This is a genomic window from Mesorhizobium sp. B2-3-7 (assembly GCF_006442695.1).
Lineage (GTDB): Bacteria > Pseudomonadota > Alphaproteobacteria > Rhizobiales > Rhizobiaceae > Mesorhizobium.
Window position 1 is genome coordinate 1 of the sequence record NZ_VFVV01000019.1, and the last position, 13,055, is coordinate 13,055.

The following is a 13,055-nucleotide window of genomic DNA, read 5'->3' on the forward strand; positions in this document are numbered from 1 at the left end:
ACAAGGACGGCACCATGATGCTGCTCGGCGACGCCAAGAAGATGACCGAGGAAATCGTCAAGGCCATGGATCACTGAGATTGATACGCCCGGCAAGGCGATGAAGCGGGAAGGGCTCCAGCCACTCCAAGCCTGCTCATTCCAACGCGGCGCAGTCTGCGGCCCTCGGCTACGATCGTCACGGTCGCATGGGTCATGACGATTTCCCACCAGCTGCTGGCGGGCGTGACGCTTGCCTTGGTCGAGTGGGGTTCCGCAATATTGGCGGCGATATGTGGGTGTAGCGAAAGATTCTCAATCGCTACCTCGTGTGGCACCCGGTTCACCGTCTGGTGGGAGTAGAAGGGCACGGGCTCTTGACACCCATACCGCACAGCCTTCTGGTCTGGCGCAGCTTTCCGGGGAACCGCCGGGTCCGGAATCGTACGTCAGGCAGACCGCTCTGCGGACTAAACCGACAGACGGATTCGGCATGCGCAAGCCGGCGTCCATTGTGCTCAAGGGTCAAGTGCGACAGGTACGTTCAATGAACCCACAGCTTACAGACTTACACTCGCTCTTGTCGTCCATGGCCGGTGCCGGACTGGCGAGCCGCGAGGCTACGCGGGGCCTTTTCGGTGAGAGCACGGCCTCGCGAGCCTCCGACCTGCACCGCCTGATCGAAGCGCAGATCGTCGACGCCGATGCCCTCGCAGGCTTCCTGTCGTCCTATTATGGCGTGCGGCTTCTCGACCGGCACCAACTCGCCGACTACAGGCCCGTCGCGCAGAATCTCTCAAACCGATTTCTTGTGGAGAACTGGATCGCGCCGCTCACGGCGCCTGACGGGAGCGCCGTCATAGGGGTTCTCCACCCTGGAGACGCAGACCCGATAGAGGCGCTGCGATCCGTTCTCGACGGTGACGTCGAGGTCTGCGTGGTTCCCGCACCCGACCTGGAATCCTGCTTGGAACGTCTTTCCGGCACCCAGGACGTTGCCCAGGCCACCGGCGAAGGAGCAACCTCCGAAGCGGCTATCGCAAGCCTGCGGGATCTCGCGAGCGGCGCGCCGGTTGTGGTTGTCGTCGACGACATCTTCCGGCGCGCGCTCGACCTGAGGGCAACCGACATCCACCTCGAACCGATGCGCGGACGGCTCGTGATGCGTTTCCGTATCGACGGCGTCTTGCGGATCATGCCTCCGCCGCCGCACGAAATGGGCGATGCGATCGTGTCGCGAATCAAGGTTCTCGCCGGCCTCGACATCACCGAGCGCCGCAAGCCTCAGGATGGTGCGATGCGCCTTCCCATCGGCGACCGCGAAGTCGAACTGCGCGTTGCCACCCTCTCCTCCATCCATGGCGAGACCGTCGTCATGCGCATCCTGCACCGCGACAGCGTCCTGCTCGATTTCGCGGGCGTGGGCCTGGATGACCAGGAACGGCAGACGCTGAACCGGCTCCTTGAGCACACCCACGGAATGATCGCCGTCGCCGGCCCGACCGGCAGCGGCAAGACGACGACGCTCGCCGCCGCGCTCTCGAAGCTAAACGATCCGGGCCGCAAGATCGTGACCATCGAGGATCCCGTCGAGTACCAGATCCCCGGCATCGTGCAGTCGCAGATCAACTCGGCGATCGGCATCACCTTCTCATCCGCGATCCGGACGTTCGTGCGACAGGACCCCGACGTGATCCTGGTCGGCGAGATACGCGACGGCGAGACGGCACGGGCCGCCGTCCAGGCAGCGCTCACCGGACACCTCGTTCTCACCACGGTCCACGCGAACACCGCGGCGGCGGCCTTCACCCGTATGCGCGACCTGGGTGTCGAGACCTATCTGCTGGTCGGCGCCGTACGCGGCATCATCTCCCAGCGCCTGTTGCGGCGGCTCTGCGATCACTGCAAGCAGGAAGGAATTCTTCCGGCCGAGACTTTCTCCTCCGACTCGCGTTACCAGGCCGTCGGGTTCTCCCAGGGCCAGAAAGTGTTCAGCGCAGTGGGCTGCGGCCGTTGCAACGGCACCGGGTATCGAGGCCGCATCGCCGTGTTCGAGATCCTGGTCCTCGAGGAGGCTATCATCGAGCTCGCTTCACAAGGAGCAGACCACTCCAGGATCGAAGCGCTCGCGCTGGAGCGGGGCATGAGCACGATGGCGCATGACGGTGCCAGGAAGGCAGGGCAAGGTCTCACCTCGCCGGCGGAGGTGCTCAGGGTCACCGGGTTTCGCTGAGCGCATCCATCCACGTCCGTGCCTGCCTCTGACCCGCGGACTGGCGGTTGGCATCGCCTCCGCAGGACTGGTGGCCACTATTGCCCGCCACCTTCGCCTTGATAGGGCTCGATGCTTTCGCTCTCCAGGACGTAGCCCGAAGCAACTTCGCTTGAACCGTCCACAAAGGAGAGGTCTTTCCTTTCGGACTGCACGCGCATCGTGCCGGTTATCATCACGCCCTCGAACAGGGCCGCAGGCGCGTACGGAGCGGTGGATTTCAAGTAGATCACCTGGTTCGGCGGCGGTGGCGGCTCATGGATGCACGCACCGAAATAGGGGACCAGCAGGAACTCCGTCGTACCGTCCGGGTTAAAATCCAGGGGCAGCAGATAGCCGGCGATGGCTACCTGCGCCCCGTCCAACTTCTTCTCGGTGAGGGTTCCACGCCTCTCGATCTCCGTAGCCCAGGCGACGTATCGTTCGTAAAGCGCATCAAGATCGACGCCTTGCTTTGCAAGTTTCTCCCTGTCGGCGTCGACCCTTTTTTTGGCTTCGTCGCGCTGAAGGGCAAACTCTTCGCTCAACTCGCCCGACGGGTGACCTTTCCAGTATAGGACATTTCTCAGGGCCTCCTGCTGCTCAAAAGGAAGTTCGTCCGGGAAATTTGCCAGCGGTTCTGTCGGCGGGATCAGCATCTCCCATTTCAGCTGGGTTGCGGCCTCGCTGAATGCCGCGCCGCAGCCCGCGCCCAAAACGGCCAGGATGAGAGCGATGCAGCGCAACATCGACCTCGCGTTGCCGAGGAATCCGGAAGTCTTCATGTTCTCACCATCATGCCATCTGCGAGTGACATCCTGTAGGCGCGACAGGCCGGCAGGAACCCGGCGGCCATCCCGCCGATCAATATTGCCAATAACAACAGGGCATCGGTTGCGGATGGGGGCTGAATGCCGATGTCGATGCCGAACTGTCTGTCAACAAGCGGGCGGGCCACCACCAGGACCGCATAAAGTGCCGCCGTTCCTATTGCGATTCCCGCTACTGTCAGCAGTGTCGCCTCTCCGACAAGAAGTCCTGCAACCGTGCCGGGCTTTGCCCCCAGCGAGCGCAATATCGCGATCTCACGCCGTCGCTCGTTGAGCGTCGACAGGATCATTGCCGACAAGCCGAGCATCGAGGTCACCACGACCATCGCGGAGACGCCAAGCAATGCGGTCTCGGCGGTGGCGACCAGTCCCCACATCTCCTGCAAGGCGACCCCCGGCAGCACAGCCGAAAGAGGCTCGGCCCTGTACTCGTTCACGCCGCGCTGGAACCCGATGACTTGCAGGCGCGACTTCAAGCCGATGATCGCGGCGGTTACCGCCTTCGGAGCAATGGTCATCTGCCGCAGACGGTCGGCCGGTGTAACTTGTCCCGGGATCCGTGAACCGGACCGCCAGTCGACATGAATGGCCTCGATAGCCTTGAGACTGACATGGAGGGATTTGTCCACCGGCGTGCCGGTACGTGCCAGTATGCCGGACACGCGAAACGGGAGGTCGTCATGCTGCGGCCCAAGGGAGCCCGCACCGTGCGCGACAGTGATCTTGTCGCCGATGGAATAGCCAAGCCGGCTCGCAACATCCGAGCCGAGGACGACATCGAACAGGTCGTCAAAGGGTGCGCCTGCGGCAAACGTCAAGGCCTGGCCGCCGCGATATTGGAAGTGCTCGAAGTAATCCGGAGTCGTCCCGATGACGCGAAAGCCGCGATGGCTGTCGCCAAGTGAAAGCGGAATTGCCCAGGCTACCTGCGGGCGCGAAACGATGTCTTCGTAGCTGCGCCAGGTGACATTGTTGGTCGCGTTGCCAATGCGGAACACCGAGTAGAGAAGGAGCTGCATGGCACCCGATCGGGCGCCAATGACCAGATCCGCACCAGACACGGTCCCGGCAAAGCTGTCTCGCGCGCCACTGCGCACCTTCTCGACACCGAGCAGAAGCATGACGCTGACGGAGATCGAAAGGATCGTCAGCAACACCGTGATCCAGCGGTTGCGCAGCGATTGCAGAGTGAGACGTGCGACAATCATGCCCGGGCTCGGCTTTTCGACGTTGTAAGGATGTCGTTGAGCTGGATCGCCCGCGTGAAATGCTGCGCCAAGCGGCGGTCGTGACTGACCATGATCAGAGTTGCCTTTGTGGCCTCGATCTGGCCGAACAGCAGGTCGAGAAAATCCTGCTGCCGATCGTCGTCGAGAGCCGATGTAGGCTCGTCGGCGACAACAATATCGGGGGAGCCGATGAGCGCCCGCGCCGTCGCGACGCGTTGCTGCTGACCGACGCTCAGGGTGGCCGCCGTCTGCTGCCCGATATCCGCCGGAAGTCCCAGGGCCGACAAGAGGCGCCGGGCTTCGCTCTCCGCGCCTCCCGCGGCCGTTGCGCGGGCGCGACGTTCCGGCGCGAAGCTGAGCGGTAACAGCACATTGTCGATGACGGCGCCGTAGGGAAGAAGATTGAACATCTGAAAGATGATGCCAAAATGTTCCGCCCGAAACCGATCGCGCCCGCTGCCGCTCAATTCGTCAAGCCGTTGCCCGAGGACTTCCAAGCGCCCAGCTTGCGCCAACGCGATGCCTGTCAGCAAGCTGAGGAGCGTCGATTTTCCGCTACCGGATGCGCCAAGCAGCAGAAGACGCTCACCGCGGGAAACTTCGAACTCGCCGATTGAGAGGCAAAACGGGTCTCGCGCGTTCCACCTGTATTCGACGCCGTGCAAGCGCACGGCGTCCGTCGCGGCGTCCGCGTTCATCTCATCTCTCCAGATAGCGCGCCTCGCGGGACACCTCGAAAGCGGTCTGTCCATTGGCATCGACGACCGTCACGCCGAGTTTCCAGGATCCGGCGAAGCGATCGAAGAAGGGGAAGTCGAGCCACGCGGCCTGGGCAGTATCCGCGCAGGCGAGAGCATAAGTTGCTCGGAACTCGGTGTGATGGGTCCCGTGCTCTTCAGAACCCGCGGCCTCACCAGCCTCCGCGGTAGCAGGGTGGTCCTCATGTTCTTCCGCGACGACTTTGACGTCGGCGGAGGTGACGGTGCACCCTGCGGAGTCGGGCATCGCGAAGAGCTTCAAGGGTTCCTTAAGGTCGGCGAGCGCGGTCTCGACGGCGCTCTTCTGCTCCGCGGTTTCAGCTTCGTGCTCAAACCCGACAATATCCATGCCAGGGGCAGCGAGCTCCATCTCAACATTGTTGGCCTCGAAAGCGATCGCCAATGTCCCGTGTCCATGAACATGTGGTCCAAGCTCTCGACGATCTTCTTCTGCGTGCGCCGTCGAAATAACAATAAACATGCCAGCGGCAAACAACGTCCCGGTGTGGTGATGCAATCCCATCTCTGTCTCTCCAGATCGATATGGTCACTAGCCGCCATAACAAGTGTCGGCGCGTTGCGCGACCGCGAGAAGCGGCAGTTCAGCCATCCATTCAAGCTCGCGAAGGGCCGCGGATGTCGTAGTGTGAAGAGAGTTCTCTGGTGTCCGGGCGCGCCGCAGTCGCGACCCAGTCGATCGCGTAGAAGGTGAGCTCGGAAAGGACATGAACTGCCGCAGGCGCCGGCAGTGCGGCTCCCATGGAGCCGATGATGCATATGTCACAACGGCCCTGGGACTTGTCGTCGTGGTGCCCCGACGCGGGCCCTTCTCCGGATCCTGCGAGCGACCGCTCGAAGCTGGATAAGAGCAAGCCGTTTCTATGCGTCGGGCCATCGATGTGTCCGAAAGCAAATGCGATATGGAAGAGCATGCCAAGCAATGTCACCCAGGCTATCGCCTGAGATCGTCGCAGCCATTCCGGCACAGTGAGTTCGCTTGGTGTCATCCTGGAGGATGTCCTGGTTCAAGACATGTGAGGAGGCCTGCGGGGCGCGCCGCTGAAGGTCTTGAGATACTCGGCTTAGTTGATTCGTCGAGAGCGTCGTGTGCCCTGTGACGGTTGTAGCGGTGGGCGAAGGCATTGACGAAGGGCTGCCGCTTGTCGATCTGGTGCGGCAAGTCTCGCGGCAGGATCGAAGCGGCGATTTCGAGGTGTGCGTCTGGCTTTTTCTCTCGCTTCTTGCCAATGGCTGCTGGCACGTTGGCCTCCCAATCCGCGAGCATGTCTTCGAGGCATGCTTCAACGAGCTTGTTGTGGGCCCCTTCGGGCCTGCCTGCCGGGTTCCGGACTGACCTGGCTTGAACGGCCCCCAAGGCTGTTTCGGTGCTGTTGGATCAGCCATCTTCCTCAGCGTCGAATGATAGCGATGCCGTTAAAGCGGTACGTCGATGGTGGCGATGGACGCGGTGGCGCGCCCGGCGCTACACCATCCTGGACAATTCGCCACTGATCTGTTTCGCCGTTTGACGCACCAGCCTTGCGCAGAGCTCGTGGCGCCGAGCGTCGTGCCGGTACACCGGCATGCTGATGCTGACCGCTCCGATCGGTTCCCCCGAACGATTGAAGATCGGGCTGCCGAGACAGCGGATATCCGGTTCGTTCTCCTCGTCATCGAACGCGAACCCTTGCTCGCGCGTCCGCTTCAACTCATCGAACAGCGCTTCGGGTGTCGTGAACGTCTTGGCGGTATGGCGTCTCAGATCCAGGCTCTTGATGACTTCCAACAGCCGCTGGTCTGGCAGACCAGACAGCCACGCCTTACCCACGGATGTCGAGTGAAGTTCAACCTGGCCGCCAATGCTGGTTTTCATCTGAACCCTGCTGGAGCCCACCAACTTGTCTATGTAGACCATCCGGTTGTTGCTGGGCACCGCAAGGTGAACCGCCTCATCGGTTGCGTCGCGGAGCGAAACCAGAAAATCCCTGGCGATCGTCCGCAAGTCGGAGTCCTCCCAGGTCTTGGCAGCAAGCTGGAGGAGGCGCGGCCCCAAGCGGAACGTTCCACCCTCTCCCGACTGTGTGATGAGTCCCTCCGCCGTGAGCGCCGAAACGAGACGGTAGACCGTCCCCCGGGGAAATGGCGCGCACTTTGTCAGTTGGGCAATGTCCAAGGTTCCAGGGGCATCCGCGATGATCTGCAGCACCGTGATGAACTTCGAGAACGAGGCCGCTCCCTGCACGTGAGTAGAAGCTCTCTCATCGGCTTCGTCCTGGAGCTCACTTAGGCCCATGGCGCATCTCCTTGCAAGCTTGACAACGAAACATGGTGGTACTACACGCTTTTGGACAAGCTGTCCATATTGTAGTCAGCGTCGTAGTTTCGGTTCTAGCCGTGTGATCGAGGAGGATCAACGGCAAACGCACTTGTGGCGAATTTGAATGCATCGGGACGTCCGTATCTTCCGCGAGAGGGTATGGGAATTTCTGTGGGAGAGGAAGCAGATGACCAAAAAAGGATACTGGGTTGCAATGGTCGATATCGCGGACCATGAGGGCTATAAAGAATACATTGCCTTGAACAAGGCAGCATTCGACAAATACGGGGCGTCCTTCGTCGTTCGCGCGGGAACGAGCCAAGTCATGGAGGGCCCTCACGCGAACCGCCTGGCGGTCATCGAGTTCAGGGACTACGAGACCGCTCTCGCCTGCTACAACTCTCCAGAGTATCAGACGGCGATCAAGGCCCGCGAGAAGCATGCCAAGGCACATCTGGCCGTGGTGGAAGGTGTCTGACACCGGAAGCTCGCCCGGGACCTCCTACTGGTTGGAGGGATCGTTGGCTTTACCCCTGCGCTGTTCGACCGGATGAGCAGGACAGGCCTTCATCACGCGATTGGGTGTTTCTACCCCATCAGCATGCTGGAGGCTCCCTGCTCACGGTCTGCGGATTCTCGTCAGAGTGCCGCAAGGATCGATGCATGCGCGCACAACCTTTTGGGAGCAGTCATGACCACGCCGTTACAGTGGCTTTTCAAGGCTTTTGACGTCTTCGTCGTCGTCGGCATGGCCGTCATCAGCATCCTAATCTTTACAAATGTCGTGCTACGCTACGGCTTCAGCTCAGGCATTCCGTTTGCCGTTGAAGTCTCCCGTGTGGTCCTCGTCTGGATCATCTTTATGGGATCCGTGGTGGCCCTAGCCAAGGGCGCGCATCTCGGCGTCGACTCATTGGTGGTCCGGTTGCCTCGCAGGGCGCGCTTCGTCTGCTTTCTTGTTTCGTATGGCTTGATGCTTTGGTGCTGCTGGCTCCTGGCACAAGGCAGCTGGTCACTCACCGTGATCGAATGGGGCAACGTCCAAGCACTGTCGGGAATTCCCGTCGGGGCCATCTACGCCGCGGGTATTACCGCTGCCATCATGATGGCTCTGATCCTCCTTCTTGATCTGTGGCGCTCGCTGCGCGGCATCCTGCCCGCCCCGTGGTCGGGAGCAGAGATCGATGTGCCGCCACCGGCCGTGTCCCCCGCGCTAGTTTCGGAGAAAACACCGTGAGCGGCTTGGTCTTCATAGGTTCACTCCTCGGTGCAATGGGCATCGGGATTCCAATCGCCTTCGCCCTGATGCTGTCGGGCGTCGCGATGATGATGCTGATGGGAAATCTGGATGCACAGATTCTGGCGCAGAGGCTGGTCAATGGCGCTGACAGCTATCCGCTGATGGCGATCCCGTTCTTTCTCATTGCCGGCGAGCTCATGAACGCCGGCGGCCTCTCCCGCCGCATCGTGAACGTGGCCCTGGCGCTCTTCGGTCACATACGTGGCGGCCTCGGTTACGTGGTCATCGGCACGGGCTTGCTGATGGCCAGCCTCTCCGGATCGGCAATCGCGGATACGGCGACGCTTGCCGTCATGCTGATCCCTCTTATGCGCGATGCGGGCTACAGCATGAGTCGCGCCTCGGGCTTGATGGCGGCGACGGGCATCATTGCCCCCGTGATCCCGCCCTCTGTCGGATTCATCATCCTGGGCGTCACCGCAAACATTTCCATCGTCGGCTTATTCCTCGCCGGAATCGTGCCAGGGATCCTGATGGGGCTGAGCCTAGTGGTGACTTGGTGGATCGTCTCCAGAAAGGAAACGTCGGCGGTCCAGCCCAAACTCCCGCGCAGGGACATCCCGAAAGCCATTCTGACCGCCGGTTGGGCGTTGATGCTGCCGGTGATTATCCTGGTCGGACTGCGGTTCGGCATCTTCACCCCCACGGAGGCCGGCGTCGTTGCAGCCTTCTATGCACTGTTCGTGGGGCTGGTTGTTTATCGGGAGCTGACGCCGCGGCTGCTCTTTGACGCGCTGCTCGACGCCGGTCGAATGACGGCAGTAATCATGCTGCTGGTGGCAGCCTCCGTGGTCACCGGCTTCATGATGACGATCGCCAGTCTGCCCGCCCAGCTCGTTACTCTCCTCAGTCCTTTCATCGATATGCCGATCCTGCTGATGGCCATGATCGTTCTGGCGATCTTTGTCATCGGCATGGTGCTCGATTTCGCACCTTCGATCACCATACTGGTACCCATCCTCATGCCGCTCGTAACGGCGGCCGGGATCGACCCGATCTATTTTGGGGTCATGTTCATCATGACCGCCGCGGTCGGCATGATTACGCCCCCTGTCGGAACTGTCCTCAACACGGTGTGCGGAATCAGCAAAGTTTCAATGGGGTCGGCCCTGAGAGGTGTGTGGCCTTTCCTTCTGGCCGAGATGGTCCTCATCGTGCTGCTGGTTCTGTTCCCGGCATTGGTGACCGTGCCAGCGGGCTGGTTCCATTGAGAATCCCAACCGTGGAGGAGTTAGGCTGAACATTCGACGATGGCTTTGCCGCCCATGCGAGCAGGGCCTCAACGACGACGTCGGCGGGGCCCTGACGCGGGAGGAGTTGCAGCCGCTGGCGCAGGTCCATGTCGAATCGCGGCATAAGTTCGAGTTCTTCACCTACCTCGGGCTGACCGAGGTCGACGAGGTGTACGGTGTCCAAGCGGGAAGCAGAAAGCGTGCCTTGTGGTTTTCAAGCGTCATAGAACGGTACTTTCCCGAGGCGCCGGGCGTAGGCTTGGGTTGGGTGTGTAGGTGAGCGTAGGTCGGCAAGGCAGTGCCCCAAATGCCTGTTCCGTGTGGGTTCGCAGAGGCGCGGCGGCCTGCCTCTTGGCGGTAGTGGCCGCGTGTACCTCCACTGGTGATTATCTTGGAGACGTTGCCGCGCGGCCGGATGCCCTGGACAAGGTCGCGAACGCAGATTTGAGTGCGCGCAAACCTTCCGGCGGCGGTTTTCTGTCGAGGCTCGGCTTCGGCCGCACGCAGAACAACCGGCAGGGTGAAGTATACTACGGATACCAACAGCAGCTGACTGCCGGCGAGCGCAAGTCGCTCGAGCGGCTGAGCGGCGAAAAGTTCGAGGTCAACCTCGAGGAGGCCGAGATCAAAGTCGCGGCCCGCACGGTGCTGGGCGAGGTGCTGGGGATCAGCTACTCGCTCGACCCCAGAATCGCGGGCAAGGTATCGATCACGACGTCGAAGCCTACGCCGGCCGCGGAAATCCTCACCATGTTCGAGTCCGCGCTGCACAGCAGCGGCGTGGCCATGATGCGCGAAAGCGACCGTCTGCGGCTGATACCTGCGAACGAAGCGTTCGGAGCCGCCCAACTCGATCCGGGCACCACCATCCAGCCTGGCTACGCCGTCACGGTGTTTCCCCTGAAAAACGTTTCCGCCAGCACGATCCTGCCGCTGCTCGAAAACTTCGTCGCCCGTCCCGGCATGGTGCGCGAGGATCCCAGCCGCAACGCGCTGATCTTCCAGGGGACGGCGGCGGAGCGGACTGCGGCGATCGAAGCAGCGCGCTCTTTCGACCAGGACTGGCTGGCCGACCAGTCAGTCGGCATTTTCCCTGTCAACAATTCCAGCGCGGCCACCATGATGCCCGAGCTGACCCGCGTGCTCGACATCGGGGAGGGCGGTCGCGGACGCAACACGATCAGGGTCGAGCCGATCGAGCGCAGCAATGCGATTCTGGTGGTGGCGAAGACGCGCAACCAGTTGCAGCGCGCGGCGAGCTGGATCGAGCGGCTCGACCGGATCGACGCGTCTGCCTCCAATTTGCGGGTGTACAAGGTCCAGCACCTGGAGCCACGGCGCCTTGCATCGATGGTCAACGAAATATTCAACGGCGCCCCGGCATCGTCGGCTTCAGAAGACCCGGCCTCGCAGTTTCCGCCCGGCTCGCAGGCTGACGGCCAGAATCAGGGCGCAAACGGTTCGCAGGCGGCCACTGCGACGCCGGATCAGCGCATGGCGGATAGCCTGCCGGCCCCCGCTGGCGAAACCGACCAGCCTATCCCGGGCGGTGGTGGGTCGCAAAGCGGCGTGCGCATCGCCGCGAACCCCGAAAACAACACCATTCTCATCTACGGGCGGCCCGACCAGCAACGGCTGATCGAACAGGCGATCACCGCACTCGACCGGCCGCAAGAGCAGGTCGCTATCGAAGCGACGATAGCCGAGGTCACCCTGACCAACGAGCTGCGCTATGGCGTGCAGTTCTTCCTGAAATCCAATGATATCGGCGTGGGCGGCAACCACGGATCGGTCGGTCTGTTCCAGGAAGCCAGCAAGGCCGTGCTGTCGCGAACGCTTCCGGGCTTCAACCTGCTGCTTGGCCCCGACACCGAGCCGCGCGTTGTCATCGATGCGCTGCGCGGCGTTACCGAGGTCAAGGTGCTTTCCTCGCCCTCGGTAGTGGTGCTCGACAACAAACCCGCCTTGCTGCAGGTCGGTGATGAAATACCGATCGTCACCCGCACCGCGCAGTCCGTCACCGATCCCGAAGCGCCGGTCGTCAACAACGTCGAGTTCCGCGATACCGGCGTGATCCTGAAGGTTCTGCCCCGGATCACCGGGAACGGCACGATCAGCCTCGTCATCGAACAGGAGATCAGCTCGGTCCAGCGCAGCCAGGCCCAGTCCCTGACGCCGACCATATCGCAACGAAAGGTCAGCTCGACCGTATCGGTCACCAGCGGCCAGACCGTGATGCTCGGCGGACTGATCAGCGAACGCCAGCAGCGCGGCCGCGACGGTGTGCCGGTGCTTGGCGATCTGCCCGTCATCGGCGACGCCTTCCGGAGCAACCAGAACTCCGCGACGCGGACGGAGCTGATCATCCTGATCCGGCCTCAGGTCATGAAGGACGGCATGGATGCGCAACATGTGGCGGAGGAGATGCGGTCGCAATTGCGGCTGATGAACGAGCCATCCAGAAACGTGCCGCTTCGGCGGCCGGCCAAGACGATGATCGAATGAAGATTCTGAGGGCGCGGCGTCGGTCTACCGCCGCCGTCGCAGTCGCGCTCGCCGCCGCTACCGTGCCGGCTGTCATCGGAAGCCCCGCATTCGTCGTCGCTTCGGCGCTTGCGCTATGCCTTCTGGCCGCGGCAATCGCGGTCCATGATCTTGCGTCTTTGCTCATTCCTGACCGCTACACGGCCGGCATCTTGGTCGTCGCGCTCGCCGACTGGTGGTTCGAGGCGAGCGATTTCGCCGCGCTGGCCTGGCGCATCGGGCCGGGGGGCGTCCTGATGCTCCTGCTGTGTCTGTTCGACGTCGCGTATGGGAGGCTGCGCGGCCGCGACGGCATAGGCTTCGGCGACATCAAGCTGATCGGTGTATCCACCGTCTTGGCCGGGCTGGCCGGCGTCGGCGCCCAGATCCTGCTTGCTTCGGTCGCGGCTTTCATCTTCAGCATCATCCGCGCGGTTCGCTTGCGCCGCCCGCTCCGTGCCGCGGCGCGCGTTCCGTTCGGAACGTTCCTCGCGCCGGCACTGGTCATCATCTGGGCGTGGCTGCCCGCCGCATGGTGATCACATTGCTTGAGCCGGGGAGCGAAGTCTTGATTTCGACGCGATCGTGGCGTCACCTTTCGTGGCGAAGCATGGGGCCGAAATGGGTCTTGCGGCAG

The 13,055-nt window shown here is 62.2% G+C and carries 12 protein-coding genes; 7 read left to right on the top strand and 5 right to left on the bottom strand.

Annotated features, from left to right (window positions below):
- Positions 1-525: 525 nt before the first annotated feature.
- Entirely contained in the window at positions 526-2,211 is a 1,686-nt protein-coding gene (locus FJ940_RS26830) for a GspE/PulE family protein (protein ID WP_181165437.1), read from the top strand.
- A gap of 77 nt (positions 2,212-2,288) precedes the next feature.
- On the opposite strand, the gene FJ940_RS26835 is transcribed toward FJ940_RS26830, so the two are convergent.
- From FJ940_RS26835 to FJ940_RS26850, 4 genes are read right to left on the bottom strand one after another with little or no spacing between them, the layout of a single operon-like run.
- Positions 2,289-3,014: a DUF3299 domain-containing protein gene (locus FJ940_RS26835; RefSeq protein ID WP_140558626.1), complete on the bottom strand. Its 726-nt coding sequence runs from the start codon at positions 3,012-3,014 to the stop codon at positions 2,289-2,291.
- Positions 3,011-4,216: an FtsX-like permease family protein gene (locus tag FJ940_RS26840; protein WP_224519201.1), complete on the bottom strand. Its 1,206-nt coding sequence runs from the start codon at positions 4,214-4,216 to the stop codon at positions 3,011-3,013. The genes FJ940_RS26835 and FJ940_RS26840 overlap by 4 nt, the downstream gene beginning before the upstream one ends.
- Positions 4,217-4,263: 47 nt before the next feature.
- Positions 4,264-4,986: an ATP-binding cassette domain-containing protein gene (locus FJ940_RS26845; protein WP_140500970.1), complete on the bottom strand. Its 723-nt coding sequence runs from the start codon at positions 4,984-4,986 to the stop codon at positions 4,264-4,266.
- Between the two features lies 1 nt (position 4,987).
- Positions 4,988-5,569, bottom strand: coding sequence for a DUF2796 domain-containing protein (locus FJ940_RS26850; protein ID WP_140500972.1), 582 nt, complete (start codon positions 5,567-5,569; stop codon positions 4,988-4,990).
- A gap of 606 nt (positions 5,570-6,175) precedes the next feature.
- Between FJ940_RS26850 and FJ940_RS26855 the strand changes: the two genes are divergently transcribed.
- Positions 6,176-6,400: a hypothetical protein gene (locus FJ940_RS26855; RefSeq protein ID WP_140500975.1), complete on the top strand. Its 225-nt coding sequence runs from the start codon at positions 6,176-6,178 to the stop codon at positions 6,398-6,400.
- 129 nt (positions 6,401-6,529) lie between these two features.
- Here FJ940_RS26855 and FJ940_RS26860 read toward each other — a convergent pair whose 3' ends face one another.
- A complete protein-coding gene (locus tag FJ940_RS26860; protein ID WP_140500977.1) occupies positions 6,530-7,339 on the bottom strand; it encodes an IclR family transcriptional regulator in 810 nt (269 codons plus the stop codon).
- Positions 7,340-7,550: 211 nt separating this feature from the next.
- Here FJ940_RS26860 and FJ940_RS26865 point away from each other — a divergent pair, with 211 nt between their 5' ends.
- From FJ940_RS26865 to FJ940_RS26885, 5 genes are all read left to right on the top strand, one after another.
- Positions 7,551-7,841 carry a DUF1330 domain-containing protein gene (locus FJ940_RS26865; RefSeq protein WP_140500979.1) on the top strand — a complete coding sequence of 97 codons (291 nt, stop codon included), beginning with the start codon at positions 7,551-7,553 and terminating at the stop codon, positions 7,839-7,841.
- A 213-nt stretch (positions 7,842-8,054) separates the two neighbouring features.
- Complete coding sequence (locus FJ940_RS26870) at positions 8,055-8,600, top strand: TRAP transporter small permease (protein WP_181165438.1); 546 nt, start codon at positions 8,055-8,057, stop codon at positions 8,598-8,600.
- Positions 8,597-9,874: a TRAP transporter large permease subunit gene (locus FJ940_RS26875; RefSeq protein WP_140500983.1), complete on the top strand. Its 1,278-nt coding sequence runs from the start codon at positions 8,597-8,599 to the stop codon at positions 9,872-9,874. Before FJ940_RS26870 ends, FJ940_RS26875 begins: the two co-directional genes overlap by 4 nt.
- Positions 9,875-10,255: 381 nt before the next feature.
- The gene (gene gspD, locus FJ940_RS26880) at positions 10,256-12,400 is read left to right on the top strand and encodes a type II secretion system secretin GspD (RefSeq protein WP_224519202.1); all 2,145 of its coding nucleotides are present in this window, start codon (positions 10,256-10,258) and stop codon (positions 12,398-12,400) included.
- Positions 12,397-12,957, top strand: coding sequence for an A24 family peptidase (locus FJ940_RS26885; RefSeq protein WP_140500987.1), 561 nt, complete (start codon positions 12,397-12,399; stop codon positions 12,955-12,957). The genes gspD and FJ940_RS26885 overlap by 4 nt, the downstream gene beginning before the upstream one ends.
- Positions 12,958-13,055: the final 98 nt, after the last annotated feature.